29 protein-coding genes and 1 pseudogene are annotated in these 25,671 nt (G+C 66.3%); 21 read left to right on the plus strand and 9 right to left on the minus strand.

From position 1 onward, the window contains the following. Window positions 1-51: 51 nt before the first annotated feature. The 9 genes from BPODLACK_RS11370 (at window position 52) to BPODLACK_RS11410 (ending at window position 6,363) form a co-directional block, all read left to right on the plus strand. The gene (locus BPODLACK_RS11370; protein WP_096274326.1) at window positions 52-1,353 is read left to right on the plus strand and encodes an AI-2E family transporter; all 1,302 of its coding nucleotides are present in this window, start codon (window positions 52-54) and stop codon (window positions 1,351-1,353) included. Window positions 1,354-1,422: 69 nt separating this feature from the next. Beyond that, window positions 1,423-2,502, plus strand: coding sequence for a redox-regulated ATPase YchF (gene ychF / locus BPODLACK_RS11375; RefSeq protein WP_006435919.1), 1,080 nt, complete (start codon window positions 1,423-1,425; stop codon window positions 2,500-2,502). Window positions 2,503-2,539: 37 nt separating this feature from the next. Further along, window positions 2,540-2,872, plus strand: a complete 333-nt coding sequence (locus BPODLACK_RS11380) for a hypothetical protein (RefSeq protein WP_006435920.1) — start codon at window positions 2,540-2,542, stop codon at window positions 2,870-2,872. Window positions 2,873-3,015: 143 nt separating this feature from the next. Beyond that, window positions 3,016-3,378 carry a zinc ribbon domain-containing protein YjdM gene (locus BPODLACK_RS11385; RefSeq protein ID WP_006435921.1) on the plus strand — a complete coding sequence of 121 codons (363 nt, stop codon included), beginning with the start codon at window positions 3,016-3,018 and terminating at the stop codon, window positions 3,376-3,378. Between the two features lie 42 nt (window positions 3,379-3,420). Continuing rightward, on the plus strand, window positions 3,421-3,858 hold the full coding sequence (locus BPODLACK_RS11390) for a VOC family protein (RefSeq protein ID WP_040004680.1): 438 nt from the start codon (window positions 3,421-3,423) through the stop codon (window positions 3,856-3,858). A gap of 133 nt (window positions 3,859-3,991) precedes the next feature. Next, entirely contained in the window at window positions 3,992-4,372 is a 381-nt protein-coding gene (locus BPODLACK_RS11395; protein WP_006435923.1) for an ArsR/SmtB family transcription factor, read from the plus strand. Beyond that, window positions 4,369-5,448, plus strand: a complete 1,080-nt coding sequence (arsB, locus tag BPODLACK_RS11400; RefSeq protein WP_006435924.1) for an ACR3 family arsenite efflux transporter — start codon at window positions 4,369-4,371, stop codon at window positions 5,446-5,448. Before BPODLACK_RS11395 ends, arsB begins: the two co-directional genes overlap by 4 nt. A 67-nt stretch (window positions 5,449-5,515) precedes the next feature. After that, entirely contained in the window at window positions 5,516-5,944 is a 429-nt protein-coding gene (locus tag BPODLACK_RS11405; RefSeq protein WP_006435925.1) for an arsenate reductase ArsC, read from the plus strand. After that, window positions 5,941-6,363 (plus strand): arsenate-mycothiol transferase ArsC, encoded by a 423-nt coding sequence (locus tag BPODLACK_RS11410; protein ID WP_159405330.1) that lies wholly within the window; start codon window positions 5,941-5,943, stop codon window positions 6,361-6,363. The genes BPODLACK_RS11405 and BPODLACK_RS11410 overlap by 4 nt, the downstream gene beginning before the upstream one ends. Window positions 6,364-6,415: 52 nt before the next feature. Here the strand turns inward: BPODLACK_RS11410 and BPODLACK_RS11415 are convergent, their stop codons facing one another. Then, window positions 6,416-6,916, minus strand: coding sequence for an ArsI/CadI family heavy metal resistance metalloenzyme (locus BPODLACK_RS11415; protein WP_159405331.1), 501 nt, complete (start codon window positions 6,914-6,916; stop codon window positions 6,416-6,418). A gap of 97 nt (window positions 6,917-7,013) precedes the next feature. Here BPODLACK_RS11415 and BPODLACK_RS11420 point away from each other — a divergent pair, with 97 nt between their 5' ends. Beyond that, a complete protein-coding gene (locus BPODLACK_RS11420) occupies window positions 7,014-7,373 on the plus strand; it encodes an Rv2640c family ArsR-like transcriptional regulator (protein WP_006435928.1) in 360 nt (119 codons plus the stop codon). Between the two features lie 228 nt (window positions 7,374-7,601). Further along, a pseudogene (locus tag BPODLACK_RS11425) lies at window positions 7,602-7,880 on the plus strand (nucleoside deaminase); the annotation flags it as partial. Window positions 7,881-7,896: 16 nt separating this feature from the next. On the opposite strand, the gene BPODLACK_RS11430 reads toward BPODLACK_RS11425, so the two are convergent. The 4 genes from BPODLACK_RS11430 to BPODLACK_RS11445 form a co-directional block, all read right to left on the minus strand. Further along, window positions 7,897-8,223 (minus strand): SRPBCC family protein, encoded by a 327-nt coding sequence (locus tag BPODLACK_RS11430; RefSeq protein WP_006435930.1) that lies wholly within the window; start codon window positions 8,221-8,223, stop codon window positions 7,897-7,899. Next, entirely contained in the window at window positions 8,220-8,927 is a 708-nt protein-coding gene (locus BPODLACK_RS11435) for a hemerythrin domain-containing protein (protein WP_159405332.1), read from the minus strand. The genes BPODLACK_RS11430 and BPODLACK_RS11435 overlap by 4 nt, the downstream gene beginning before the upstream one ends. A gap of 30 nt (window positions 8,928-8,957) precedes the next feature. Next, window positions 8,958-9,605, minus strand: coding sequence for a TetR/AcrR family transcriptional regulator (locus BPODLACK_RS11440; RefSeq protein WP_040004665.1), 648 nt, complete (start codon window positions 9,603-9,605; stop codon window positions 8,958-8,960). Between the two features lie 74 nt (window positions 9,606-9,679). Continuing rightward, window positions 9,680-10,993 (minus strand): S1C family serine protease, encoded by a 1,314-nt coding sequence (locus BPODLACK_RS11445; RefSeq protein WP_159405333.1) that lies wholly within the window; start codon window positions 10,991-10,993, stop codon window positions 9,680-9,682. A gap of 152 nt (window positions 10,994-11,145) precedes the next feature. Here BPODLACK_RS11445 and BPODLACK_RS11450 point away from each other — a divergent pair, with 152 nt between their 5' ends. Continuing rightward, the gene (locus BPODLACK_RS11450) at window positions 11,146-12,009 is read left to right on the plus strand and encodes an AraC family transcriptional regulator (RefSeq protein WP_006435934.1); all 864 of its coding nucleotides are present in this window, start codon (window positions 11,146-11,148) and stop codon (window positions 12,007-12,009) included. Window positions 12,010-12,069: 60 nt separating this feature from the next. Here BPODLACK_RS11450 and cynS read toward each other — a convergent pair whose 3' ends face one another. Further along, a complete protein-coding gene (gene cynS, locus BPODLACK_RS11455; RefSeq protein WP_006435935.1) occupies window positions 12,070-12,522 on the minus strand; it encodes a cyanase in 453 nt (150 codons plus the stop codon). Between the two features lie 320 nt (window positions 12,523-12,842). Here cynS and BPODLACK_RS11460 point away from each other — a divergent pair, with 320 nt between their 5' ends. Further along, entirely contained in the window at window positions 12,843-13,721 is an 879-nt protein-coding gene (locus tag BPODLACK_RS11460) for a formate/nitrite transporter family protein (protein ID WP_006435936.1), read from the plus strand. Here the strand turns inward: BPODLACK_RS11460 and BPODLACK_RS11465 are convergent. Further along, window positions 13,708-15,786, minus strand: coding sequence for a DUF2339 domain-containing protein (locus BPODLACK_RS11465; RefSeq protein WP_159405334.1), 2,079 nt, complete (start codon window positions 15,784-15,786; stop codon window positions 13,708-13,710). The genes BPODLACK_RS11460 and BPODLACK_RS11465 overlap by 14 nt on opposite strands. 98 nt (window positions 15,787-15,884) lie before the next feature. Here BPODLACK_RS11465 and BPODLACK_RS23775 point away from each other — a divergent pair, with 98 nt between their 5' ends. After that, the gene (locus BPODLACK_RS23775) at window positions 15,885-16,010 is read left to right on the plus strand and encodes a hypothetical protein (protein ID WP_255219186.1); all 126 of its coding nucleotides are present in this window, start codon (window positions 15,885-15,887) and stop codon (window positions 16,008-16,010) included. A gap of 86 nt (window positions 16,011-16,096) precedes the next feature. Then, the gene (locus tag BPODLACK_RS11470) at window positions 16,097-17,389 is read left to right on the plus strand and encodes an MFS transporter (protein WP_159405335.1); all 1,293 of its coding nucleotides are present in this window, start codon (window positions 16,097-16,099) and stop codon (window positions 17,387-17,389) included. Here BPODLACK_RS11470 and BPODLACK_RS11475 read toward each other — a convergent pair. Then, entirely contained in the window at window positions 17,370-17,972 is a 603-nt protein-coding gene (locus tag BPODLACK_RS11475) for a TetR/AcrR family transcriptional regulator (protein WP_006435939.1), read from the minus strand. The genes BPODLACK_RS11470 and BPODLACK_RS11475 overlap by 20 nt on opposite strands. 180 nt (window positions 17,973-18,152) lie before the next feature. On the opposite strand from BPODLACK_RS11475, the gene BPODLACK_RS11480 reads away from it, so the two are divergent. From BPODLACK_RS11480 to urtE, 6 genes are all read left to right on the plus strand, one after another. Further along, window positions 18,153-19,199: an oxygenase MpaB family protein gene (locus BPODLACK_RS11480; RefSeq protein ID WP_159405336.1), complete on the plus strand. Its 1,047-nt coding sequence runs from the start codon at window positions 18,153-18,155 to the stop codon at window positions 19,197-19,199. A gap of 315 nt (window positions 19,200-19,514) precedes the next feature. Continuing rightward, entirely contained in the window at window positions 19,515-20,798 is a 1,284-nt protein-coding gene (urtA, locus tag BPODLACK_RS11485) for an urea ABC transporter substrate-binding protein (protein ID WP_006435942.1), read from the plus strand. Window positions 20,799-20,882: 84 nt separating this feature from the next. Next, window positions 20,883-21,770 carry an urea ABC transporter permease subunit UrtB gene (gene urtB, locus BPODLACK_RS11490; RefSeq protein ID WP_006435943.1) on the plus strand — a complete coding sequence of 296 codons (888 nt, stop codon included), beginning with the start codon at window positions 20,883-20,885 and terminating at the stop codon, window positions 21,768-21,770. Beyond that, the gene (urtC, locus tag BPODLACK_RS11495) at window positions 21,767-22,879 is read left to right on the plus strand and encodes an urea ABC transporter permease subunit UrtC (protein WP_006435944.1); all 1,113 of its coding nucleotides are present in this window, start codon (window positions 21,767-21,769) and stop codon (window positions 22,877-22,879) included. The genes urtB and urtC overlap by 4 nt, the downstream gene beginning before the upstream one ends. Then, window positions 22,876-23,739: an urea ABC transporter ATP-binding protein UrtD gene (urtD, locus tag BPODLACK_RS11500; protein WP_024498286.1), complete on the plus strand. Its 864-nt coding sequence runs from the start codon at window positions 22,876-22,878 to the stop codon at window positions 23,737-23,739. The genes urtC and urtD overlap by 4 nt, the downstream gene beginning before the upstream one ends. Window positions 23,740-23,747: 8 nt before the next feature. Then, a complete protein-coding gene (gene urtE, locus BPODLACK_RS11505) occupies window positions 23,748-24,440 on the plus strand; it encodes an urea ABC transporter ATP-binding subunit UrtE (protein WP_159405337.1) in 693 nt (230 codons plus the stop codon). A 24-nt stretch (window positions 24,441-24,464) separates the two neighbouring features. On the opposite strand, the gene BPODLACK_RS11510 is transcribed toward urtE, so the two are convergent. Next, a complete protein-coding gene (locus BPODLACK_RS11510) occupies window positions 24,465-25,667 on the minus strand; it encodes an RtcB family protein (RefSeq protein WP_159405338.1) in 1,203 nt (400 codons plus the stop codon). Window positions 25,668-25,671: the final 4 nt, after the last annotated feature.

The following is a 25,671-nucleotide window of genomic DNA, read 5'->3' on the forward strand; positions in this document are numbered from 1 at the left end:
CATCCGTCGCGTCGACTCCGCGATGTCATCGTGGTGTGTGAGGATCCACGAGTGACTGACAGCTCGGACGACCAGCGTGCAGACGACGAAGCCGGAACCGGCAGCCCGGATTCCATCTCGGTGGGTGCCGACGCCGTCCTCGGGGATGATGCCGTACTCGGCGGCGTCGAGGAGAAGGCATACCCGACGCGCGCCCAGGTGATGATGGCCGGCCTGCGATCGTGCGCGACCGTGGGTCTGCAGATCGTGCTGGTGGCAGCCGCCCTGTGGGTGCTCTTCTGGGTGCTCGGCAAGTTCTGGGTGATCCTGCTGCCGGTCCTGCTCGCGATCATCGTGTGCACCATCCTGTGGCCGCCGGTGCGCTGGATGCGTAACCACGGCGTCCCGGCCGCGGCGGCGTCGTTGTTGATGATGCTGATCGGTCTCGGTGTGCTCGGAGGTGTCATCGGTCTGATCGTGCCGTCGATCGTCGACCAGGCTCCCGAACTCGCCAACCGGGCCACCGACGGTGTGAAGCATCTCCAGGACTGGGTTCAGGGGCCGCCGCTCAACATCGAGGACGAACAGCTCGACAACATCGTCAACGCCATCACGAGCAAGTTGCAGTCGAGTGCGTCGACCATCGCCTCGGGTGTGTTCAGCGGCGTGGGCACCGCGACATCGCTGCTCGTCACCGTCTTCACCACGTTCGTGCTGGTGTTCTTCTTCCTCAAGGACGGGCCGAAGTTCGTGCCGTGGCTCGACCGCTCGGTCGGCAAGCCCTCCGGCACCCACGTCGGTGAGGTCCTGACCCGGATGTGGAACAGCCTCGGTGGATTCATCCGGACGCAGGCGGTCGTCAGCTTCGTCGACGCCGCGCTCATCGGCCTCGGCTTGTTCATCCTCGGGGTTCCGCTCGCCGGCGTGTTGGTGGTGGTCACCTTCCTCGGCGGCTTCATCCCGATCGTCGGTGCGTTCGTCGCCGGAGCGCTCGCCGTGCTCATCGCCCTCGTGTCCAACGGCCTGACCACCGCGCTCATCCTGCTCGGCGTCATCCTGGCTGTGCAGCAGCTCGAGGGCAATGTGCTGCAGCCGTGGTTGCAGGCGAAGTCGATGGATCTGCACGCCGTGATCGTGCTGCTCTCGGTGACGTTGGGCGGCACCCTGTTCGGTATCACCGGTGCCTTCCTCGCGGTGCCGGCGGTCGCGTCGCTGGCGGTGGTGTTGCGCTACCTGAACGAGCGGATCGCCGAACGCGCGGGGGAGTCGCTGGCACCCGAAGGTGCGCCCGTCACCAAGCAGGTGGGCGTCCCCGACGAGGACCCGCCGAAGGAGCCGCCGAACCCGGTCAAGGGATTGCTGGACCGGGACTGACCGCCGGGTCCACGACGAGGTCCGACGCAGCGTCGGGCCTCGCGGCCGGTGCCGATAGACTGGTCGCCCGTGAGTCTCACCCTGGGAATTGTCGGTCTGCCCAACGTCGGTAAGTCGACCCTGTTCAACGCCCTGACCCGTAACGATGTGCTGGCGGCCAACTACCCGTTCGCCACCATCGAGCCCAACGTGGGCGTGGTCGAACTGCCCGACGCGCGACTGAAGCGTCTCGCGGAGATCTTCGGCAGCGAGCGCATCCTGCCCGCCACGGTGTCGTTCGTCGACATCGCCGGCATCGTCAAGGGTGCGTCCGAGGGCGAGGGCATGGGCAACCAGTTCCTCGCCAACATCCGTGAGGCCGACGCCATCTGCCAGGTGGTCCGTGTTTTCGACGACGGTGACGTCGTGCATGTCGACGGTCGCGTCGATCCGTTCGCCGACATCGAGGTCATCGAGACCGAACTGATCCTCGCCGACATGCAGACGCTGGAGAAGGCGCTCCCGCGTCTGGAGAAGGACTCGCGCAAGAACAAGGACCTCGTCGAGACCCTCGAGGCGGCCAAGAAGGCACAGGAGATCCTCGACAGCGGAAAAACGCTGTTCTCGCAGAAGGATTCGTTCGACCTGTCTTCGGTCCGCGAGCTGCACCTGATGACGGCGAAGCCGTTCCTCTACGTGTTCAACTCCGACGAGGGCGTGCTCACCGACGACGCGAAGAAGGCCGAACTGCGCGCCGCCATCGCACCGGCCGACGCGGTGTTCCTCGACGCGAAGGTCGAGAGCGAACTCCTCGAACTCGACGAGGAGGACGCCCTGGAACTGCTCGACTCCATCGGCCAGGACGAGCCCGGCCTGACTTCGCTCGCGCGCGCCGGTTTCCACACCCTCGGCCTGCAGACCTACCTCACCGCAGGTCCGAAGGAGGCGCGCGCCTGGACGATCCGCCAGGGCGACACCGCACCCAAGGCGGCCGGCGTCATCCACACCGACTTCGAGAAGGGCTTCATCAAGGCCGAGATCGTGTCCTTCGCCGACCTCGACGAGGCCGGATCGATGGCCGCCGCCAAGGCCGCCGGCAAGGTCCGCATGGAGGGCAAGGACTACATCATGCAGGACGGCGACGTGGTGGAGTTCCGCTTCAACGTGTAGCGGCGCACCGGCTCGCCCCGACGCCTATCGTGTTGGTGTGCCCAGATTTCTCGCGATCCTCAACGGCTCGGCCGGCGACATCGACAGGGTTGGGCTGACCGAGCAGCAGCAGGCCGACTTCATGGCGGCCTGGTCGGCCTGGGCACGAGCCCATCGAACGGCTCTGATCGATCCCGGTGCCCCACTGTTCCGGAAGCGTCGAGTGACCGCCGACGGCGTCGAGGAGTTCGAGGACGCCAAGGTTGCGTACGCGGTTGTCGAGGCCGATTCCCATGACGACGCGGTCCGCATCCTGGGCGAGCACCCACACCTGACACTCTTTCGTGGCAACTCGATCGAGGTCATCGAGTGCCCGGCGGTCCTGGGCTGAATGCGCCGGCGTTTCCGACGAGAGTCCATCCGAGATGAGGAAGCTCCGACAAACCTTCTTTCCGGGTCCAACGCCCAGCTGGTTGGCATGTTTGCGCAGGTGGCAGGCTATGCTCATGGGCATGCAAACGTTCCGCTTCTTCCATGTCTGACCAGCTGCCTCCGTGCCCGGAGTGTGCTCAGGAGTTCACCCACCCGCAGGGCGCGCTCCTGGTGTGCCCGATGTGCGGGCACGAGTGGTCGGCCGATGAATCGTCGGAAGTCGACGCCGCGGCCACGACCGAGATCAAGGATTCGGTCGGCAACGCCCTTGCCGATGGTGACACCGTGACCATCGTCAAGACCGTCAAGGTCAAGGGCGGTGGCGGCGGTGTCATCAAGATCGGCACGAAGGTGCGAAACATCCGGTTGATCTCCGACGGCGTGGGCGACCACGACATCGACGCGAAGGTCCCCGATTTCGGTCAGATGCAACTGAAGTCGAGCGTGGTGAAGAAGGTTCTCTGAGCCGATACCGATCCACAGCTTCGGGGAGTTACCGTGGCCGACATGGCCATCAAACTCGAGAACATCGGGATCGCGGTCCGCGACATCGAGGCGGCGATCGCGTTCTTCACCGACCTCGGCCTCAGCGTCGTCGGCCGGGACGAGGTGAGCGGCGAATGGGCCTCCACCGCAGTCGGTCTCGACGGAAACCACGCCAAGATCGCGATGCTGCGGACACCCGACGGGCAAGGCCGGCTCGAACTGTTCGAGTACCTCCATCCCGACGCCATCGAGACGACGCCGACGCTGCCCAACGAGATCGGCATGCACCGTGTCGCGTTCTCGGTCGACGACCTCGACGCGGCGCTCGAGATCGCCGCGCGGCACGGATGTCGTCCGCTTCGCGGGGTCGCGAACTACGAGAACATCTACAAGCTCACTTACGTGCGTGGGCCCAGCGGCATCATCGTGATGCTCGCGCAGGATCTGACGAAGAGCTGACGACCACCTATGGCGACCGTCATGCAGTAGCAGGAATCGATGGCTCGACATCGCCCTGGCGCCATCTGTCTCGCGGCCGGCGTTCGACGAATGTTCATTTGGTCGGCGGTTCGAGGTCTGTCAATATAGACGCATGTCGAATCAGGACCGGCTGCCCGACGTGGCGGACGAGGCGTGTTGTACGCCGTTGGTGCAGGAGCCTCTCAGCGTCGATGCGACGGTGGAGTTGGCGCGCATGTTCAAGGCGATGGGCGATCCGGTGCGATTGCGGTTGCTGAGCCTGGTGGCCAGCCATGCCGGCGGGGAGGCCTGCGTGTGCGACATCTCGGGATCGTTCGATTTGTCCCAGCCCACCATCTCGCACCATCTCAAGGTGTTGCGGCAGGCGGGTCTGCTGGACTGTGAGCGCCGGGGCACCTGGGTGTACTACTGGGTCATTCCTGCTGCGTTGCAGCAGCTCTCGTCCATTCTGAGCTCGGCGGATCCCACCGCGGACACGTTGGTGATCGCGTGAGTACCGCATCGAACACTTCCGAGCACCCCGCGGTCGTCGGCAAACTCTCCACCCTTGACCGGTTCCTGCCGGTGTGGATCGGGGTGGCGATGGTCGCCGGCCTGCTCCTGGGCCGGTTGATCCCCGGGTTGAACGATGTGCTGTCGGCCATCTCGATCGATGGCGTCTCGTTACCCATCGCGATCGGCCTGCTGATCATGATGTATCCGGTTCTGGCGAAGGTCCGCTACGACCGCCTCGACACGGTGACCGGAGACAAGCGACTCCTCATCGGATCGCTGGTCCTGAACTGGGTCGTCGGCCCTGCGTTGATGTTCGCTCTGGCCTGGATCTTCCTCGCCGACCTGCCCGAGTACCGCACCGGTCTGATCATCGTCGGGTTGGCGCGATGCATCGCGATGGTGATCATCTGGAATGATCTGGCGTGCGGTGACCGTGAAGCAGCTGCAGTGTTGGTGGCGATCAACTCGGTGTTCCAGGTCGTGATGTTCGCCGTCCTGGGCTGGTTCTACCTCTCGGTCTTGCCGGGTTGGCTGGGTCTGGAGCAGACAACGATCGATGCGTCTCCGTGGCAGATCGCCAAATCGGTGCTGGTCTTCCTGGGCATCCCGCTGGCCGCCGGATTCCTGTCCCGATATCTGGGGGAGCGGAACAGGGGTCGCGACTGGTATGAGTCGACGTTCATTCCCAGGATCAGTCCGTGGGCGCTGTACGGGTTGCTGTTCACTATCGTGATTCTCTTTGCCCTGCAAGGTGATCAGATCACCTCCCAACCGCTCGATGTCGTCCGCATCGCGATCCCGCTGCTGGTGTACTTCGCGGTGATGTGGGGCGGCGGTTATGCATTCGGTGCGGCCATGAAACTCGGGTACGAACGCACCACGACGATGGCGTTCACTGCTGCCGGCAACAACTTCGAACTGGCCATCGCGGTCGCGATCGCCACGTATGGCGCCACTTCGGGACAGGCATTGGCCGGTGTCGTGGGCCCGTTGATCGAGGTCCCGGTCCTCGTGGGGTTGGTGTACGTCTCGCTGGCGTTGCGCAAGCGCTTCATCGCCCCGCAGAAGTCCTGAGCTTGCTCGAGGGCTCGTCCCGCACCACACGCATAACCTCCTCTCACACCGAAAAGGAAGCCACGCCATGTCTGCACCGAGACCGAGTGTGTTGTTCGTCTGCGTCCACAACGCCGGCCGTTCTCAGATGGCCGCCGGGTTTCTCACCGCGCTGGGTGGCGGTCGGGTCGAGGTTCGCTCTGCGGGTTCGGCGCCGGCGGAAGCCATCAACCCCGTGGCCGTGGAGGCCATGGCCGAGGTCGGAATCGACATCTCCGACCAAGCTCCGAAGATCCTCACCCCCGACACCGTCGAGCGCTCCGACGTGGTCATCACCATGGGCTGCGGCGACGCCTGCCCGGTGTTTCCCGGGGTCGACTACCGCGACTGGGCACTCGCAGACCCCGCCGGCCAGGGTATTGACGCGGTGCGCCCAATCCGCGATCAGATCCGATCGCTGGTGGTCGACCTGCTCGCCGAGATCGTGCCCGCCGGCACGGAACAGAGCGTGCGATGAGCACATCACGATCGGTTCTGTTCGTGTGCGTGAGCAATCGAGGTAAGTCGGTCATGGCCCAAGGCCTGTCGAGCACGTTGGGCGCCGGCGCGATCAACGCCTCCTCCGCCGGAACCGACGCCGCGATCGGCAAGCATGTCAACGACCTGTCCGCTCAGGTGCTCGCCGAAGTCGGCGTGGACATCGACGGCCATACGCCACGCCAACTCACCGACGATCTGATGCGCGACGCCGACCTCACGGTCGTGCTGGGAACGTCCGCGCAAGTCACCCCGCCAGATGGGGCCGTCGTCGAGGTCTGGGAGACCGATGAACCCTCCGCACGCGGGATCGACGGCATCGAGCGCATGCGTCTGATCCGCGACGACATCGCCGCTCGCATCACCGACCTCACCGCGCGCCTGGCCGACCACGCCTGAGCCGGCGGCGGGCACCAGCAGCACTGCTGCTCGCCGACGGGTTCGGGAGATGTCAGCAGCAGGCGGTGGACGCACTCGGTGCGGGCTCGCCGGCCTCTGGGGCACCGGCAGTGCCACAACATGCCGGCGAGTCGGTCGAATCGCCGGTCGCGCTGTCGGCCAGCAGGTTTGGGCTGGTCCCGAAGGTGTCGGAGTCGGCCAGGACGGTGTAGACCTCCCACTTCTCACCTGCCGGACCCGTCACCCAGACTTTGTCCTGGGTGGCGAAACAACACGTGGTATTGATCTCTTCCTCGGTGAAGAGGCCTTCACCGAGGAGTCGGGCGATCTCGGCGTGCACCTGATCGCTGGACTCGACTTCCACACCGAGGTGGTTGATCGTGCCGCCCTTGCCCGGGTTCTCCAACAGCACCAGCTTCAGCGGCGGCTCGGCGACCGCAAAGTTCGCGTAACCCGGCTTCCGTTTGGCCGGGGCGACATTGAACAACTTCGAGTAGAACTCGACCGCTTGATTCAGATCATCAACGTTGAGTGCGAGCTGCATACGCGACATGACTACCTCCACCTGTGCGACTTATATCGAATTACTGACGCTGTCCAGAGTGCCAACCTCTTCGACATATGTCAATGATGTGGGTAGGATGGCCGTCATGCCCAAGGCGCTCCCGGTCATCGACATGATCGACCCCATCTGCTGCGAACCGGTGTCGGCCGCACCGCTCGACGATGACGCCGCACTGGAAATCGCCTTGCGACTCAAAGCGCTCGCCGATCCGGTGCGGATCAAGCTGATGTCGATCCTGCTCACCGACGGGGCCGGCGAGGTCTGCACCTGCGACCTGGCCACCGCCGTCGGACTGTCCGAACCCACGGTCAGCCACCACCTCGGTCAACTCAAGAAAGCCGGCATGGTCCGGTCCGAGCGTCGCGGCATGAACGTCTATTACCGTGCCCACGTCGACGCACTCCAGGCGCTGCGCCAGGTGCTCGACCCGGCGTGCTGCCGTTGAAAGTCAGATGCCTGCCCCGGTGATCGGCGGGTGATCTCGCTGGTGTCGGTCGATCGTCGTCGTAGGTGTGTCGTGGCTGTGAAGGTCCCGGCGCGGTGCAGGACGGCGCAGTCCCCAGTTGCCGCCTGAGGTCCCGATCGGCAATTCTTGCCAGATGAGTTCTCCCGTCGGACCTCCCCTCCGGTCTCGATCTCTCGCATCTGATGGACACCGCCTATCGGCAGGCCCGGTCGGCAACGGGACTACTCGTCGACGATCATGGTGACGACCCTCGCGCGCTGCTGGTACTGCAGCGGACTGATCCGGCAGTTCGGCATCGGATCGGTGGTGATCGGCGAGAACCGTTCGTTTCAGGGCGGAGAGGACTGGCTCGCCGACCTCGGGGTGTCGGTCACGATCCTCGACGACGAACGTTGCACGGCGATGATGTCGGAGTTCATCGCGGCCAATCCCGGCCCGTGGAACGAGGACATCGGCGTCGTCGACGACGAGGCTGACCGCGCATGACCGCGATTGGCGATCCTCACCGTCGGCTGAATGCAGCCGCGAGCGCTGCCAGGCGATCGAGATCCGCGGCGAGCGCACCCCTGCGGTCTCGATGGCCTTTGATGAGGAACCAGTAGATGCGGTCGAAACCCGGTGCGACATGGAGCAAGTCGTAGGTCTGAAGGATGCCGCGGAATCGTACGCCGGGAGCTGCCTCCCTCTCGGCGCCGACCCAGTGCGCGCCCCGACACTCGTGGCTCCACTCGCCGACCCGGGTCACGTCGGAGACGATGTCGAAGACGGCCTCGGGTGGTGCGTCGGCATACGACTCGGTGCGACCCTGGTGGGCGAGACGGCGTGTCATGACGGGTTCTTCGCCTCGACGGTCACCGGGCCGATCCTCGACGCCGGACCATGCCCCCACATGAGCTCGGCCCGACGCCGGTAGGCGCGTGCGAAGCCGTGGACGAGGATGAACCTGGGTACGGCCGGCACCACGCCGTAGATCCGTTCCCGGTCTTCATCTCCCAGACCGTCGACGACCCAGTGACCCTCGCGGCCGAGTTCGGCGAATCCCTTTGGCTTGACGAAGAATTCGTGTTCGACGTCCCGGAACTCCGCGGTGCTGATCGCGGCCGCGACCACCGGCATCGCCTCGAGTTCCTCGCGTTCGAGATGGGGGAGCAGTACTTCTGACAGCCGTTCCAGCGCGTCGAGCAGGGTGTCCCGTGCCTGTGGGTCCCGACGGTAGGCGGAGGTGGCTTCGATCAACGCGTCGACGGCCGGAGCGATCCGGAGATGATCGGCTTCCATGTCGTCGAGAAGGGGTGCGGCGTCGGGGTTTCTCGACCGGACGAGTGGCCACAACCCCTTGTCCTCGCCGGTGTGATGCATGTGGAGGAAGCCCATCATCCAGGTGATGTGGTCGGCGATGGCTCGTCGGCGGGCGTCGTCGGGATAAGGCGGTGCTCCGATGACGAGGCGGGCTCGCTGCAGGTCCCGTCGTAGTGCGCTGTGCACGATGCCCATGCTTCGTGTGTCGGCGGGTTCGCGTGTGGTGATGAACATGGCCCTGTCCTCTCGATCGAAGGGCTGAAGTCAATCGGGGCCGAGTAGTCGCACGGTGGCGTCGGCGATCCAGTTCCGATAGCGGGTGTGGCTCCACCCCGCGTTGTTGACGAGCAGGTCGTAGACCTCTGTGCTGATCACCGCCCACAATCCCTCGGCTTCATCGGTGGCGAGCGTGCGTCCGGCGACAGCCTCACCCGCTGCCCGCACATCTGAACGCTGACGGCGGTACGCCTCGACGAGCCTGGATGCGAGTTCGGGGTCGAAGGAGGCGCCTTCGCGCAGCGCCCGGTACAGACCAGCGGTGCGAGCGTAGATGTCGGCGGCCAGGGCGGCTCCGGCTGCGGCACGTTCACGGCGGTCGCCCGCGGACAGCGCGGCGAACTCCGGCCGCTGGGCGAGTGCGACAGGCCGATCGTCGCCGACGACCGCCACGTCGAACGCCGTGAGGAACAGCCGTGTCTTGGAGCCGAACTTCGCATAGACCGTCTCGAAGGACACGCCTGCCTCAGCAGCGATCTCGCGCACCCCGACGGACCAGCCGCGCTCGGCGAACAGGCGAGTGGCGGCCTCGAGGATCTGCGCGCGGGTCTGCTCCGCCTGGCTCCGCCGGAGGGTCGAGTCGTAACTCCTCCGGGTGGCCGTCGCTGCGGATGCGGGCTGATCGGACGAACCCATACCCGAAGTATGCGCCTGCTTTGTTTTCAATACAAGGGTTATCAGACGAAGTCTGCGCACCACCCGTCAGGCGGTCACGGAACCTGTCCGAACGGATTGATGCCGAAAGGGAGTCGAGATCCGTCCGGCCCGCCGTCGGAGCCGCCGCCCGACTCGGGCACCGTGGTCTGCTGCTTGTCGACGATGCTGCCGAGCTTCACCTTCACGGTGCGCGCGTCCGACCCCGAGCCGACGGTGACCGGCACGGTTTCACCCGGCGCGTGCGTGAGCACCTGCGCCATCAGATCGGCATAGTCGGCGACGGGGGTGTCGCCGACCTTCGTGATCACGTCTCCGCGAGAGATACCGGCTTTCGCCGCCGGTCCGCCGTTCTCCACCGATGACACGGTCGCGCCGTCCTCGGCGCCGATTGACGACAGCGAACCCGACACGCCGAGAACGGGTTTGGTCGCCTCACCGTTCTGCAGCAGCTGGTTCGCGATGCGCTTGGCAGTGTTGATCGGGATGGCGAAACCGAGTCCGAAGGACTGAGGTCCGCCGCTGGCTGCCTGCCCGGTGTCGACGGCGGAGTTCACGGCGACCACCTGACCCTGCAGATTCACCAGGGGCCCACCGGAGTTGCCCGGGTTGATCGGGGTATCGGTCTGCAGGCCGTTGTACACCGTGACCGCCGAACCGCTTTCGTCGGCGGCGGTCACCGTGCGCGACAATGCGCTGATGATGCCAGAGGTGACGGTGTTGGTCAGGGCGTCCGGGCTGCCGACGGCCACCACCTGCTCGCCGACCTGCAGCGCGTCCGAGTCGCCGAGCACCGCGGGGGTCAGTCCCGACGCACCGTCGAGCTTGATCACGGCGAGGTCGTACGACGGCGAACTGCCGGTGATCGTCGCGGGATGCTGCTTGCCGTCGCTGGTGGTGACCGTGATCTTGCTGGCGGAGCCGGCCCCGGCGACCACGTGGTGGTTGGTCAGGACGTATCCGTCCTGCGAGAGCACGATCCCGCTGCCCACGGCGGTTCCGCGGGCCGTCTGGACCTTGATGTCCGCCGCCGACCTCGACGCCACCTGCGCCGCGTAGGTCACCGACCCCGGCTTGACGTCGGCGGCGCTCACGGTGTTCGCCGGTTGCGAGCTCAGGGTCGGCGCCGAGGGACTGCCGTGCTGGTCGAGCAGGGCGCTGCCGCCGACTCCGATCGCGCCGCCGAGCAGGCCCGCCAGCAGGGCGGTGACGACGATCGGCTTCGTCACGCCGCCGACACGCGGAGGTGGACTCGCCGCGTGCGGCGAACCCGAATGCAGGCCGTCCCAGTGGGCATGCGGCGGTGGAGGACCACCGGGTGCGCCCAGCGGTTCAGTGGGGGTGTGGTCGGGGGACTGAGGTGCGCTCACAGCACCACAGTGCCGGGGCTTCTTGAGAGTAAGGCGGTGATTTCCTGCGAGTTTCCTGACAACTGGACGAGAGTGGCGATGACAGTCCCTGCCCGGAATCATCGGGTGCAAGATCGCGCGGAGCGACCATGATCATGGACGAAAGGAGAGCCATGATCGGCACGCTGAATGACCTGGTCGACTTCGTCGACCGGCACACCGACGAGACCGTCGACGTCTCCGGCTTCGCCCGGTCCCATGGGACGACTGAGTACCACCTGCGCCGGATGTTCGCCGCGCTCGCCGGAATTCCGTTCTCGGAGTACGTGCGTCGTCGTCGGATGACGCTCGCGGCAACCGATCTGGTGAGCAGTGACACCGGCCTGTTGGACATCGCCGTGCGCTACGGCTATTCCTCGGTCGAGGCGTTCGGCCGGGCATTCCGGTCGGTCCACGGTGCGTCCCCGGCGGACGTGCGGGTCCATGGCGGTCCTTTCGCAACACAAGCCGTACTCAGGTTCCGCCTGACCGTCGAAGGGAGCCGTCCGATGGACGTCACGATCACCGACCGACCCGCATTCGTACTCGCCGGGCACGCCGCACAGGTGCCGCTCATCTACCAGGGGGTCAATCCGCACATCCAGCAACACCTCGCGTCGATCGCCCCCGAGGAGCACGCTCGACTCAAGTCGCTCAACGACACCGAACCCGTCGGCATCCTCGCCGTCACCGACCAGAGCCGGCCCGACGCCCCGGAGGGAACACCGATCACGTACCTCCATGGTGTGGCCGTGCAGCAGGATTCGACGGTTCCGCCGGATCTGTCGACCATCGCGGTGGCTCCGGGTGCGTGGGCGACCTTCCGCTCGTCCGGGCCGTTCCCGGCGACCCTCCAGGAAACCTGGGCGGCAACGGCAACCGAGTGGTTCCCGTCGAACCCCTGGCGGTTACGTCCCGGGCCGACCTTCGTGCGCTACCTCGACTTGGGCGGAACCTACGCCGACGCGGAAATCTGGATGCCGATCGAGCGGGCGTGACCTGCGCGATTCATAGCTCGGAACCGCGCTGAGCGGGTTGGAGCCATGAAACGGGACTGGTCACCAGTTGTAGTCGAGGAACTTCCCGTCGAAGGTCACGACGACCCGGTCACCGCCCGGGTCGGCGCGACGCGAGATGTCGACCTTGAAGTTGATCGCGCTCATGATCCCGTCGCCGAACTCCTCGTGGATGAGTTCCTTGAGGGCGGGACCGTAGACGTCGAGGGCCTCGTAGAAGCGATAGATGGTGGGATCACTGGTCGCGGCCTCGTCCGGGGTGCGCGTCGGTTGCTGTCGCAGGCTCTCGGCGACGCCCTCGCCGAGACCGAGCATCTCGACGACCGCCGTGGCCTTGTCCGCGGGCACCGGGTGTTTTCCGAGGAGTGCCGCCACCGTCCACACCAGCGGCGCATCGATCTTGTCGGCGATGGTCGCCCAGGTGAGTCCCTGCCGGATCCGGGCCGCGACGATGAGGTCGGCGGCGTCGGACTTCGGCATGATCGGGGTGGTCATCGTGTCTCCTCGGTCGGCGCTGATGATGGCCCGTCGACGTGTGGAACTGGCGACGTCGCCGAATCCTGTTGGCACGTCGAGGGATACCTCCACCATGCACAGTTCCCGGCGGAATTCCAAGGTGCCGCTGGAACTCTTGCCAGATTTCACACGGGCGACACCGCGCCACGAGGAAGCGGTAATCCCCGAGAAACATCACCGCACCGAATCGCCCGGGAGAGGTCGATGTAACACCAGGACGTCCCGACGACACATCGTCGACATGTGGTCTCGATTCGATGGAGGCAAGAGTCACGAATCGAAACGCTCGGGAGAATCTCTTGTCTTATGTGAATCCGTCCGAATTCGCGGTGAAGATGGTCGACGCCGGTGAGGCGAAGGTGTTCCTGTCCACCCGCGACACGATCATCCGCGCCTACATGGCGGGCGCGATCCTGGCGCTCGCGGCCGCATTCGCCGTGACTGTCACCGTCCGCACCGGAGAACCGCTGCTCGGGGCGCTGCTGTTCCCGGTCGGCTTCTGCCTCCTGTACCTGATGGGCTTCGACCTCCTCACCGGGGTGTTCACGCTCGTCCCGCTCGCACTGATCGACAAACGACGCGGTGTGACGGTCAGATCGATGTTGCGCAACTGGAGTTGGGTGTTCCTGGGGAACTTCCTGGGCGCCTTCACGGTCGCGGTGATGATGGCGGTGATCGTCACCTACGGCTTCAGCGTCGATCCTGACGAGATAGGGCAGCAGCTCGGTCACATCGGGGAGAGCCGCACCGTCGGTTACGCCGAACACGGGGCCGCGGGGATGCTGACGCTGTTCATCCGCGGGGTCCTGTGCAACTGGATGGTGTCCACCGGCGTCGTCGGGGCGATGATGTCGACGTCGTTGCCCGGCAAGGTCCTCGCCATGTGGATGCCGATCATGCTGTTCTTCTACATGGGATTCGAGCACTCGATCGTCAACATGTTCCTGTTCCCGTCCGGCTTGATGCTCGGTGGTGACTTCTCGATCGGCGACTACCTCGTCTGGAACGAGATCCCCACGGTGATCGGCAATCTCGTCGGCGGGCTCACCTTCGTCGGGCTGACGATCTACATCACCCATGCGCGCACCGCCGCCGACCGTCGGCCCGTCTCCCACGATGAGACGACCGAGGTCGACGTCGCTGCGCCCGCGGAGATCGAGGCCGTCAAGACGGTCTGACGGGAGTTCCGGTTCCCGGGGGCGTGGTCGACGACCCCGGGACCCGCTCGCCGTGGAGCGCCCGGGCGTACCAGGCCCCGAGCCCCAGCAGGATCAGGCCGGTCACGATGAAGACGAGGACCCGGAAGATCCCGTCGAGGGCGGCGAGGTCGAAGAGGAACAGTTTGGCCATCGCCGCGGCGACGAGCACCAGGCCTCCGGTGAGTGCGGCGGTGCGTTCGCCGCCGGTGCGGCGCCGGGCGAAAGCCAGTGTCGCGCCGGCGAGGACGACCCAGCAGGTGGTCGCGACGACATGGCCGCCGAGGAACCCGTCGGGACCGGCGATCAGGACCCCGGAGACCACGCTGATGGCGGTGACCGCGTACACCACGACCACGGCAGCAGCGCTGTAGGCCACGCGGGCGAGGTCGCCGGCGGTGAGTCGGGTCCACCCGACGGCGATCACGATGGCCCCCGCACCGGCGAGCAGGCTTCCGATCACGATCGACAGCGAGGCGTTCTCCTCGACGAGACGGGCCTGTGCGAGGACATAGGGCGGCATGTCGTCGAGCAGGGCCGCGAATCCGATGCCCCAGATCACGGTGCTCCCGCCCAGCAGGACCAGCGACGTCGCCGACCATGAACGGGCGACCAGAGCGGTCACCGTGGCGAGGCCCAGCATCGCGGAGACGGCCACCGGCCCGTCGAAGCACACGAGGATCGCAACGAACAGCACGACGAGCGAGGTCGCGGTCCAGATCTGCGCGACGACGTCGGGCAGCGGCCCGAGGCGTTCGGTCCGCACCACCGAGCAGATCACGGTGATGCCGATGACGAGCACGGCGACCGCGGCCTCCAGTGCGACCGCACCCGCGGTGTCCATCACCTCGCCGGCGAGCAGCACCGGAACCGTCGTCGCCGACGCCAGACCGGCGAGCACCGCACGGAAACGGGTGGTGGGCATCGCCACCAGCGCACCTGCGAAACCGAGGCCGATCACGACGAGTGTGGCACCGGCGAACTGGAATCCGGTGTGCGCGGTGTTCGTGCCGCCCAGTGCGGACAGGCCGACGACGGTGAGGGGGATGGTCGGGGCCGCCAGTCGCACCGTGTGCAACCAGATCCAGTCGCGGCGCCACTGCACCCACGCCGACGCCGCGGCGAGCACGATCATGAACGCGATCAGGGTCATGTCGAGGCCCCCGGTCAGCACCGGGCCGAGGACGATGAGGGGGACCACCACGAGGAGTCCGAGATGCTCACTGCGCCAGCGGTAGGCGAGGACCAGGCCGCCGGCGGCGACGGCGCCGGCGACCGCCAGACCCGCCACGACGGGCAGCCACTCGTAGATCTTGGTGGCCGCCAGGACGTCGAGGTACCCGGCCGCGATGCCCGTTGCGGCCGTGGCGATCGCCCCGGCCCGCCCGCCTGGCTTGCGGCGCAACCAGATCGCGGTGGAGACGAGTGCAACCGCGAACATCGCGCCGCCCGCGACACGGAACTCCGGGCGCAGGATGCCGGCCTGGGCGGCCAGCACGAGCAGGAGGGCGATGCCGATCAGCGTGACGCCCACCCCGGCGGTGGCGAGGACCTTGCCGACCAGCCCCCGCTCGGCCGCTGCCGCGACCCGTTCGGACAGCGGGCGCGCGGGCGGACGCGGCGGCCGCGGAGCGCTCGGCGGTTGCGCCACCGGGGCGTACGCGGGATGCGGCCCCGGACGCGGAACCGGACGGGCGGGCGGCCCGAAGGAAAAGCTCCCATAGTTCGGCGGACGTCCGGGTGACGACCAGGCAGTCGGCGGCTGCTGCGCCATCGGCGTGGTCATCGGCGGCGTGGTCATCGGTGGAGTTGGCGCCGGAGGCGTAGGCGCCGAAGCCACGGTCGGTGGGATGAGGGGACTCGCCTGAGCCTGTTCCGCGGACTGCTGACCGGTCTGCGCGGCGGGGTTTTCGACGATCCGCCTCAGCTCGGCGAATTCGGCTGAGACCGTGGACATCTGGCGGGCGATGGCCTCGAACTCGGTGGAGATTCGCGCGAGTGTCGCGACCCCGGGCTCGCGTCCGAACATGCTGCTGGAAGTGGTCATGCACCGACCCTGTCCGCTCGCGCTCGACGGGACATGAGTAGTGCTACTCGGCGAGGTTGAGGGTTTCGTGCGGCGGGAGACGGGGGTATGCCTCCGGCATGAACGATGTGCACGATCCCACAGACCGCGGTCGGCAGGATGTGGAGAAGAGGTGGCAGGGCGCCGCCTGGTTCCTCTTCGCGTTGATGCTGGTGACGCTGTCGTTTCCGGCCATGGCCGCGTGACGACCGATGGATTGCCGGCCGGTGAGGTGAACGCCTGGAGGTGACTCGGGAGGGCCGGCCGACGAGGCTGGGGCATGATGTCTGCCATGTCGACCCCGTCGCGTACGAGCACGCTTGCCGTCGGCACCATGGTCCTGCTCACGGCCCTCTATTTCGCGCAGGGCCTGCCGTACGGGTTCTTCAGTCAGGCGGTGCCCGTCATCCTGCGGGAGGAGGGGTACTCGCTCACACAGATCAGCGTGTACGGATTGCTGTTCGCGCCGTGGGGCCTGAAGTTCTTGTGGGCGCCGTACGTCGACCGGTACGGGACACGACGCCGCTGGCTCCTGGCGATGCAGTTGACGTCCGCGACGATCGCGCTCGTCCTGGCCTGTCTCGACCTGTCCGGGACACTCGTCTGGTTGCTCGTCGGCATCGCGGTCATCAACCTGGTCTCCGCCACCCAGGACATCGCGACCGACGGACTGGCGGTGCAGAGCCTCGGACCCCGACAACGCGGCCTGGGCAACGGGATCCAGGTGGGCGCCTACCGGGTCGGCATGATCGTCGGGGGCGGCGGATTGTTGTGGCTCTTCTCGCTCGCGGGCTGGCGCAGTCTCTTCGTCGCGATGTCGGTGCTGCTCGTGGCGCTGACGCTGCCGGTGTGGTTTCTCGCCCGTACTCCCGCGGACACGACGACGACGCCGTCGGAGGACCGGGCGCATCGTTCGCGACCGTCGCCGGCACTGCTGCTGACGGACTGGCTCGCCAGGCTTCGACGTCCCGGAGTCCTCGTGTTCATCCTGGTCGTCGGGGCGTTCAAGTTCGGCAACTCGATGGGATCGGCACTCGTCGGGCCGTTCATGTCCGACGTCGGGCTCAGCCTGGGGCAGATCGCTCTCGTGGAAGGCGCGTTGTCCTCAGCCGGTGCGCTCGCCGGTGCGGCCCTCGGCGGTTGGCTGGCGTTCCGCTACGGCCGGCGGCCGGCACTGCTGTTCGGCGGTGTCACCCAAACCCTCAGTCTGGCGCTCTATCTGGCGGCCGCGGCGGGCGCCGGCGGGTTCTGGCTCGTGGTGACCGCGAGTCTGGCCGAACACATCCTCGGTGGGGCGGCAACCGTCGCGGTCTTCACCCTCATGATGGATGCGTGCGAGAAGGGCTACGAAGGAAGCGATTACACGCTGTTCGCCTGTGCGGTCGTCGGCGTCCAGGGTGCGGCCGGGTTCGTGGCGGGCGTCGTGGGTGATCTGTTCGGATTCCCGGCGCTGTTCGGGATTGCCCTGGTGCTCTCGGGCATCGGCGTCGTCGTGATGATCAGGGCACTCGACCGCGGCATGGGGCCCGCGTCGATCCAGGCGCTGCGGAGAGCGGGCCCGCGGATCAGCGACGACCTGGTATGAGTGTCGCCAGGGCGTCGTCGACGACCCGTTCGAGGTCGTCCCCGAGGCTGCCGGCGAGGAACTGCTGCGCCAGCTCGGCCATGGCCCCGGTGAAGACGGCCGCCCGCACCCGCCCGGTGAGCGGATCGACCTCCCGGGCGTCGGCCTCGGCGAAGGAGAGTTCGAAGAGCATCTCCTGCGTCGCGGCGCGTCGTTGCGCGAGTACGGGATTGGTGCGTGCCTCGGTGAACAGGATGCGGCCGCGACGGGGATCCTCGGAGGCGTGACCGAGGACCGCGAGCATGCCGGCGCGGGTCCGGGCACGGACGGAACGGCCGGCAGTCGTCATCGCGGCCTCGACCACCGTGCCCAGTTCGGCGGCCGTGGCGTCGTAGACGGCACCGAGGAGCTCGTCGGTGTCGGTGAAGCTCTCGTAGAAGTACCTGGTGTTGAAACCGCAGTGACGGCACACCGCGCGCACCGACAGCTCGGTCTCGGGTCCGTCGCCCCCGAAGATGTCGAAGGCCGCGGCGACGAGGATCGCTCGTCGCTCTGCGCGGCGGTCCTCCAGGGGAACGCCGGCCCACCGGGTCGGACTGGACATCGTTTCACCATAGACGGACCGCACCGGACCTGAGCCAGGTCTGGTCACATGTGTAACCAAAGCGTTAAAGTGGACACAACCGTGACCACACGGCGACCGTGCCGCACGGCGTCGCCGTATCGGCAGCCGGAGCCGGGACCAGCCCGCCCCCCGTGTGTCGGTACCGAGAAAGGACGACCGATGAACGTGCCTCTGGCGCCCGTACGATTGCCGTCGACCGAATGGGTTCCGCTGGACCTGCCGCACGAGATGCTCGGATCGTGGCTCAACGGCAAATTCGACGAGAACGTCCGCGCGAAGTTCTTCCGGGGGATGGAGTTCGAGAGTCCGGCCGGTGATCCCGGGTGGTTCGGTCCCGACAGTGCCACCTGGTACGTCCACTCCCACACGCCGGCGCTGATCTTCGGCCTGCAGTGCGCGTCGTACCTCGAACGTCTCGACCCCAGCATCTTCTGGATGGGGATGCACCACTCCCGTCTGGTCCGGCGGCGTGAGGACGGCACCCCGACCATGTCGATCGACCCCGACGGCGCCATGGCCCGCCTCGGGCACTCCCTGGCCTTCTTCATGGGCACCGCCTACGGATCGACGGAAACCGCTGAGCGACTGGCACGTACGGTGCGCGCCATGCACCACACGATCAAGGGGGTCCGCCCGGACGGCGCCACCTACGACGCCGACGACCCGGACTGGCTGCGTTGGAACTACGCGACGGTCGTGTGGGGTATCGCCACGGCGCACGAGATCTACCATCCCCGACCCTTGCGGGGAGCCGAACTCGACCGGTACTACGGGGAGTTCGTGCGCGTGGGGCATTCGCTCGGTGGTACCGACCTGCCGGCCACCAAGGCGGAGACCCTGGAATGTCTCGAGTCGTATCTCCCGCGTCTCGCCCTCACACACGGCAACGCGATGGCAACGGGCGTCAACGTGAAGAACCCTGCGCAGGCGGCGGTGGACTGGGCGATCCGCGACACCATGCCCCGGTGGGCGAAACAGTTGATCTCCTATGTGCCGCCGAATCCGCTCGAGCGTCGCGCCCGGCGTTCGGCGGTCTGGACCATCATCAACTCGGCGCACCTGTCGATGGGGGAGGCTCCGGAGTTCGCCGCCGCCCGGCGTCGCGTCGCCGGCGGTACCGATGTGCCGCACACCCTTCCGCGCTATGAACTCGGCTCCGACCCCGAGCTCAGTCGCGCAGAGGTCGAGGCTACCTTCTCCCACTAGGCTTCTCACCAGGCCACCACGCCCGCGGGCGGCACATCCTCGTCGATGTGCCGCCCTTCGGCTTTCAAAAGTCCATTCCCACAACAACATTCGCTTTCATGAATCCGGCGTGAGCCGCACTGAAGCGGAAACAGGGAATTCATCTCACGTCACGCCGGTGTAACAAAGTCAAAATACGTTTACCCCCCATACGCCAGATCGCTACCCGAGTAGCGGCGCGTATGTCATCGGGGGGTCACCCGGCGCGCAGGTGCGCCGGGTATCTGTCACGGCCCCGCCCGAGCCGACCTGAGACGTATTGAGAAAGGCCTCCGGATGCCGTTTGATTCTTTGCCGTCCGCCGTCACCCCCACACGCCGTCGGCGGTACGGCATCCTCATCCCCGCGGCACTGTCCGCCGTCGCACTCGCGCTGAGCGCCTGTGGCAGTTCGGCCAGTGAGGACTCGGCATCGAGCGCCGAGTCCTGCGTCGACACCTCGGGCGACACCATCAAGGTCGGCTCGCTGAACTCGCTGTCGGGCACGATGGCGATCTCCGAGGTCACCGTGCGCGACTCGATCAAGCTGGCCGTCGACCAGATCAACGACGACGGTGGCGTGCTGGGCAAGCAGATCCAGCTCATCGGTGAGGACGGTGCGTCCGAGCCCACCATTTTCGCCGAGAAGGCCGAGAAGCTGATCTCGAGCGACTGTGTCGCAGCGGTGTTCGGCGGCTGGACGTCGTCGAGCCGCAAGGCGATGCTCCCGGTCTTCGAGGACAACAACTCCCTGCTGTACTACCCCGTGCAGTACGAGGGACTGGAGTCGTCGAAGAACATCTTCTACACCGGCGCGACCACCAATCAGCAGATCGTGCCGGCCCTGGAGTACCTGAAGGAGAAGGGCGTCAAGTCCCTCTACCTGGTGGGCAGCGACTACGTGTTCCCGCAGACGGCCAACCGGATCATCAAGGCCTACGCCGCGGCCAACGGCATCGAGATCAAGGGTGAGGACTACACCCCGCTCGGTTCGACCGACTTCTCGACCATCGTCAACAAGGTCCGTACCGCCGACGCCGACGCCGTGTTCAACACTCTCAACGGCGACTCCAACGTGGCCTTCTTCCGTGAGTACAAGAACGTCGGTCTGACCCCGCAGGCGATGCCGGTCGTGTCGGTCTCGATCGCCGAGGAAGAGGTCGGCGGCATCGGTGTCGAGAACATCGAGGGCCAGCTGGTCGCGTGGGACTACTACCAGACGATCGACAACCCGACGAACAAGTCCTTCGTCACGGACTACAAGGCGGCCTACGGCGCCAACAAGCCCACCTCCGATCCCATGGAGGCCGCCTATGTCTCGGTCTACCTGTGGAAGAACACCGTCGAGAAGGCGAACTCGTTCGCGGTTGCCGACGTCCAGAAGGCCGCCGGTGGAGTCACTTTCGAGGCCCCGGAGGGTCTGGTGACCATCGACGGCGAGAACAACCACATCACCAAGACCGCCCGCATCGGTGAGATCCGCGGCGACGGACTCATCTACACGGTGTGGGATTCGGGCCAGCCGATCGAGCCGGACCCGTACCTCAAGTCCTACCCGTGGGCCGAGGGTCTCAGCAGCTGACACGACGTGACCCGTCTCGAGCCGCGCACTCGAGGCGGGTCACGCCTGTGCCCTCACCGACACCCACGACGAACGGATGGTGACGTGGAAACCGTTATCGGACAGCTCTTCACCGGGCTCAGTCTCGGCTCGATCCTGCTGTTGGCAGCACTGGGCCTGTCCCTGACCTTCGGTCAGATGGGCGTGATCAACATGGCCCACGGGTCGTTCATCATGGCCGGCTCCTACACCGCGTATTCGGTCCAGGAGTATCTGATCTCGAATGCCGGTGTGTCCCTGATCGTCTCACTCTTCATCGGCTTCCTCGTCGGCGGTCTCATGGGTGTGCTGCTCGAGGTCACCCTCATCAAACGCATGTACGACCGACCCCTCGACACCCTGCTGGTGACGTTCGGCGTCGGACTCATCCTGCAGCAGCTCGCCCGCGACATCTTCGGTGCGCCTGCGGTCGACGTGACCGCGCCGCCGTGGCTGTCGGGCGGTGTCGACATCCTCGGTGCGGTGGTTCCCAAGACTCGCCTGTTCATCATGCTGCTGGCCGTCATCGCCGTGGTCGCGATCGCCGTCACGATGAAGTACACCCCGATGGGGCGTCGCATCCGTGCCGTCGTGCAACACCGCGACCTGGCGGAGACCAGTGGGATCTCCAGCCGCACCACGGACATCACGACCTTCTTCATCGGCTCGGGACTGGCCGGCGTCGCCGGTGTGGCGCTGACCCTCATCGGTTCGACCAGTTCGAACACCGGCATGACGTACCTGATCGACGCCTTCCTCGTGGTCGTCATCGGCGGCCTGGGCCAGATCAAGGGCGCGGTCATCGCGGCCATCGCCCTGGGCATCCTGAACTCGTTCATCGAATACAACACGACCGCATCGGTGGCCAAGGTCGCCGTGTTCGTGATCATCGTGATCTTCCTGCAGATCCGCCCCCAGGGCCTGTTCACGGTCCAGTCGAGGAGTCTCGTGTGAAGGACTATTTCAGCGGTCACTGGAAGACCTACGCCGGATTTGCCGTCGCGGCGGTGCTCCTGTTCGGAGTCGCGCCCGCGGTGCTCTCCGATTTCCGGCTCAACCTGCTCGGCAAGTTCCTGTGCTTCGGCATCGTGGCCGTCGGTATCGGTCTGGCCTGGGGTCGCGGCGGCATGCTGACCCTCGGTCAGGGTGTGTACTTCGGACTCGGCGCCTACATCATGGCGATGCATCTGAAGATCGCCGACGCGGAACTCCGCGGCGACGACGTCCCGGACTTCATGCAGATCGCCGGTATCCGGGAACTGCCCGGATACTGGAAGCCGTTCGCGTCGCCGGTGGTGACGATCCTCGGCATCCTGTTCGTGCCCACCGTGATCGCCGTCCTGCTCGGCCTGGGTGTGTTCAAGCGGAAGGTGAAGGGCGCCTACTTCGCGATCCTGTCGCAGGCGCTGGCCGCGGCTTTCGCGATCCTGCTCATCGGACAGCAGAGCACCGGTGGCAGCAACGGGCTCAACCGTTTCCGCAGCTTCTTCGGTCTCGCACTCAACGACCCGGTCAACCGGCAGTTGTTGTTCTTCATCGCCGCGGGCACCCTGCTCGTGGTCGTCGCACTCACCCGGCAGCTGATGTACAGCCGCTACGGCGAGCTGCTCGTCGCGGTGCGTGACCAGGAAGAGCGCGTTCGCTTCCTGGGCTACGACCCGGCGAACGTCAAGGTCGTCGCCTACGCGATCGCGGCACTGTTCGCGAGCATCGCCGGCGCCCTGTTCGTGCCGATCGTCGGCATCATCTCGCCCGCCGACGTCGGGATCGTCCCGTCGATCGCATTCCTCATCGGCGTCGCGATCGGTGGGCGCACCACACTGCTCGGCCCGGTCCTGGGCGCGATCGCGGTCGCCTGGGCGCAGACCAGCCTGTCGGAGAACTTCCCGTCCGGATGGACCTACGCCCAGGGCGTTCTGTTCATCGTCGTCGTCGGCTTCTTCCCGGCCGGACTCGCCGGACTCGGCGCTGTGTTCCGGTGGCGTCGTCAGAGACCGGCCGATCCGTCGCCAACCGGTGACATCGACGAGCACACCACCAGCAAGGTAGGAGCCTCCTCATGAGCGGAACCGAGACGAGCACGATCGAACCGGTCGCCGGCGGCAACGCCGGAATGGAGAGCGACTACCTCCAGGTGCGTGGCCTCAGCGTCGAGTTCGACGGTTTCAAGGCCGTATCCGATGTGGATCTGACACTGTTGCAAGGAGATCTGCGCTTCCTGATCGGTCCCAACGGCGCGGGCAAGACGACCATCATCGACGCGATCACCGGCCTCGTCAGGCCCACCGGCTCGATCCAGAAGTCGGGTGTGGAACTCGTCGGCAGGAAGGTGCACCAGATCGCGCGCCTCGGCGTCGGCCGGACCTTCCAGACCGCCAGCGTGTTCGAGGAACTGAGCGTGCTGCAGAATCTCGACATCGCCGCCGGGGCGGGACGGTCGGTGTGGACCATGCTGCGCCGCCGGCCTGCGGAGATCCCCGAGGGGATAGCCGAAGCCCTGGAGACCATCGGCCTGCAGGACCTGCGCGACACCCCCGCCGGTGTGCTCGCGCACGGGCAGAAGCAGTGGCTGGAGATCGGCATGCTGCTGGTGCAGAACGCCTCGGTGCTGCTGCTCGACGAACCGGTCGCCGGGATGAGCCACGAGGAGCGTGAGGAGACCGGAAATCTGTTGCGCCGCATCGGCGGTGAGCGGACAGTCGTGGTCGTCGAACACGACATGGACTTCATGCGGGCGTTCGCGACCTCGGTGACGGTGCTCGCCCGTGGCCAGGTGCTGGCCGAGGGCAGTGTCGCCGAGGTGCAGGCCAATCCGAAGGTTCAGGAGGTCTACCTCGGAACCGCCGCCGGCGGTGAGGAACTCGAGGAGATCGCCGCCGAATCAGCGGACGTGTCCGCCGCGTCGACCGAGAAGAAGGGCTGAGGGGCGAGATGCTGAAACTCTCCGGAGTGCATGCCGGATACGGCCGGACCGAGGTGCTCCACGGGGTCGACATCGAGGTCCCCACCGACGGTGTCGTCGCGGTGATGGGCCACAACGGCGCCGGCAAGACCACGCTGCTGCGTGCCGCCGTCGGCCTCGTCAAGACCACCCGGGGCTCCATCACCTTCGACGATGTCGACATCACCAAGGCTCGTCCGAGCTCGCGGGTGAAGCACGGCATCGCCTATGTCCCACAGGGACAGCAGAGCTTCGGCCATCTGACCACCGCGGAGAACCTGCAGGTGGTGGCCGACGGCCGCAAACGTGGCAAGGAACTCATCGCCGAGATGCTCGACATGTTCCCGGCGCTCAACGAACTGCTCGGTCGACGTGCAGGTCTGCTGTCGGGTGGTCAGCGTCAGCAACTCGCCATCGCCCGGGCCCTCATCACCGAACCGCGCATGCTCATCCTCGACGAACCCACCGAGGGCATCCAACCCTCGGTGGTCGCCGAGATCGAACAGACCATCACCACCCTCACCCGGCGAGGCGGGCTCGGCGTGCTGCTCGTCGAGCAGCACATCGGATTCGCTCTCGAAGCGGCGCAACAGTATTACGTCCTCGAGAGCGGCCGGGTCACCTCGTCGGGCGACGGCGGTACGGCCGCCGAGGCCACCGTGCGCGAGGCCATGACGATCTGACCGCGACCCACGCGAAGGAGTGGATCACACACCTTTCACGTTGAGCAGCTGGGTCAGCACGGCCTCGACCTCGACCAGGTCCCGGGCGTCGTCCATGATCTGGTCGATCGGCTTGTAGGCGTCCGGGATCTCGTCGATCCACTCCGCGCCGTGCCGGTACTCGATCCCGGTCATCGCCGCTTCGAGATCGTCGAGGGTGAACAGCTTCTTGGCCTTGGTCCGCGAGAACCGCCGGCCTGCACCGTGAGGTGCGGAGAACAATCCCGACTCGTTCCCGAGCCCGCGCACCACATACGACTTGGTGCCCATCGATCCCGGGATGAGACCGTGGGTCCCGGTGCTCGCGTCGATGGCCCCCTTACGGGTGAGCCACACCGCCCGGTCCGCGATCTCCACTTTCTCGGTGTAGTTGTGGTGACAGTTGATCCGACGCAGCTCAATCACGTCGGCGGGACGAAACGAGTTGTCTCCCAACCATTCGCCGAACACCGTGAGGAACCGGTCCATCATCTCGGCCCGGTTCTCGAAGGCGAACCGCTGTGCCCACCGCAACTCCCGGATGTAGTCTCCGAACTCCGGTGTTCCGGCGGCGAGATGAGCAAGGTCGGGGTGGGCGAGCGGGATGTGCCGACGCCTGCACTGCTCCTGGGCGATCTTGATGTGCTTCTGCGCGATCTTGTTGCCGACGCCACGGCTGCCCGAGTGCAGGAACAACCAGATACTTCCCGTGCCGTCGCCCTCGACCTGCTCGCACAACTCGATGAAGTGGTTGCCGCCGCCGAGTGAACCCAGCTGTTCGCGCCACTTCGGGGAGTGGGACAGGTCGACGTTCTTCTCCGCTGCGGCCTTCTCCAGCTCGGCGATTCGGGACTCGGTGTGTGGGTACAGGACGGCCTTGTTGTAGTTGCCCGGCGACAGCGGGATCGTCGACTCGACGCGACGCCGCAGGTCGGCGAGGTCGAAGCCGGCGATGTCGTCCTTGCCGATCGAGGTCTGCACGCCGATCATCCCGCAGCCGATGTCGACGCCGACCGCGGCCGGGATCACGGCGTCGACGGTCGGGATGACCGTGCCGACTGCGGATCCCTTGCCCGCGTGGGCGTCGGGCATGAGCGCGACGTGCGGATGGATGAACGGCAGTGTCGAGATCCCGTGCGCCTGCGACCGCGTCGTGTCGTCGAGGATCGAGGCGAAGCTGAGTACCTTCGGTGCGATCATCTCGGGCATTGTG

The organism is Gordonia sp. YY1 (genome assembly GCF_009872315.1).
Lineage (GTDB): Bacteria > Actinomycetota > Actinomycetes > Mycobacteriales > Mycobacteriaceae > Gordonia > Gordonia amicalis.

Excerpts from the sequence above, each read along its gene's own strand:
- BPODLACK_RS11385 (WP_006435921.1), top strand. The coding sequence starts at position 3,016 with ATGTCTGACCAGCTGCCTCCGTGCCCGGAGTGTGCTCAGGAGTTCACC.
- BPODLACK_RS11390 (WP_040004680.1), top strand. The coding sequence starts at position 3,421 with ATGGCCATCAAACTCGAGAACATCGGGATCGCGGTCCGCGACATCGAG.
- BPODLACK_RS11395 (WP_006435923.1), top strand. The coding sequence starts at position 3,992 with ATGTCGAATCAGGACCGGCTGCCCGACGTGGCGGACGAGGCGTGTTGT.
- BPODLACK_RS11405 (WP_006435925.1), top strand. The coding sequence starts at position 5,516 with ATGTCTGCACCGAGACCGAGTGTGTTGTTCGTCTGCGTCCACAACGCC.
- BPODLACK_RS11410 (WP_159405330.1), top strand. The coding sequence starts at position 5,941 with ATGAGCACATCACGATCGGTTCTGTTCGTGTGCGTGAGCAATCGAGGT.
- BPODLACK_RS11415 (WP_159405331.1), bottom strand. The coding sequence starts at position 6,916 with ATGTCGCGTATGCAGCTCGCACTCAACGTTGATGATCTGAATCAAGCG.
- BPODLACK_RS11420 (WP_006435928.1), top strand. The coding sequence starts at position 7,014 with ATGCCCAAGGCGCTCCCGGTCATCGACATGATCGACCCCATCTGCTGC.
- BPODLACK_RS11430 (WP_006435930.1), bottom strand. The coding sequence starts at position 8,223 with ATGACACGCCGTCTCGCCCACCAGGGTCGCACCGAGTCGTATGCCGAC.
- BPODLACK_RS11435 (WP_159405332.1), bottom strand. The coding sequence starts at position 8,927 with ATGTTCATCACCACACGCGAACCCGCCGACACACGAAGCATGGGCATC.
- BPODLACK_RS11440 (WP_040004665.1), bottom strand. The coding sequence starts at position 9,605 with ATGGGTTCGTCCGATCAGCCCGCATCCGCAGCGACGGCCACCCGGAGG.
- BPODLACK_RS11450 (WP_006435934.1), top strand. The coding sequence starts at position 11,146 with ATGATCGGCACGCTGAATGACCTGGTCGACTTCGTCGACCGGCACACC.
- cynS (WP_006435935.1), bottom strand. The coding sequence starts at position 12,522 with ATGACCACCCCGATCATGCCGAAGTCCGACGCCGCCGACCTCATCGTC.
- BPODLACK_RS11465 (WP_159405334.1), bottom strand. The coding sequence starts at position 15,786 with ATGACCACTTCCAGCAGCATGTTCGGACGCGAGCCCGGGGTCGCGACA.
- BPODLACK_RS23775 (WP_255219186.1), top strand. The coding sequence starts at position 15,885 with ATGAACGATGTGCACGATCCCACAGACCGCGGTCGGCAGGATGTGGAG.
- BPODLACK_RS11470 (WP_159405335.1), top strand. The coding sequence starts at position 16,097 with ATGTCGACCCCGTCGCGTACGAGCACGCTTGCCGTCGGCACCATGGTC.
- BPODLACK_RS11475 (WP_006435939.1), bottom strand. The coding sequence starts at position 17,972 with ATGTCCAGTCCGACCCGGTGGGCCGGCGTTCCCCTGGAGGACCGCCGC.
- BPODLACK_RS11480 (WP_159405336.1), top strand. The coding sequence starts at position 18,153 with ATGAACGTGCCTCTGGCGCCCGTACGATTGCCGTCGACCGAATGGGTT.
- urtA (WP_006435942.1), top strand. The coding sequence starts at position 19,515 with ATGCCGTTTGATTCTTTGCCGTCCGCCGTCACCCCCACACGCCGTCGG.
- urtD (WP_024498286.1), top strand. The coding sequence starts at position 22,876 with ATGAGCGGAACCGAGACGAGCACGATCGAACCGGTCGCCGGCGGCAAC.
- urtE (WP_159405337.1), top strand. The coding sequence starts at position 23,748 with ATGCTGAAACTCTCCGGAGTGCATGCCGGATACGGCCGGACCGAGGTG.
- BPODLACK_RS11510 (WP_159405338.1), bottom strand. The coding sequence starts at position 25,667 with ATGCCCGAGATGATCGCACCGAAGGTACTCAGCTTCGCCTCGATCCTC.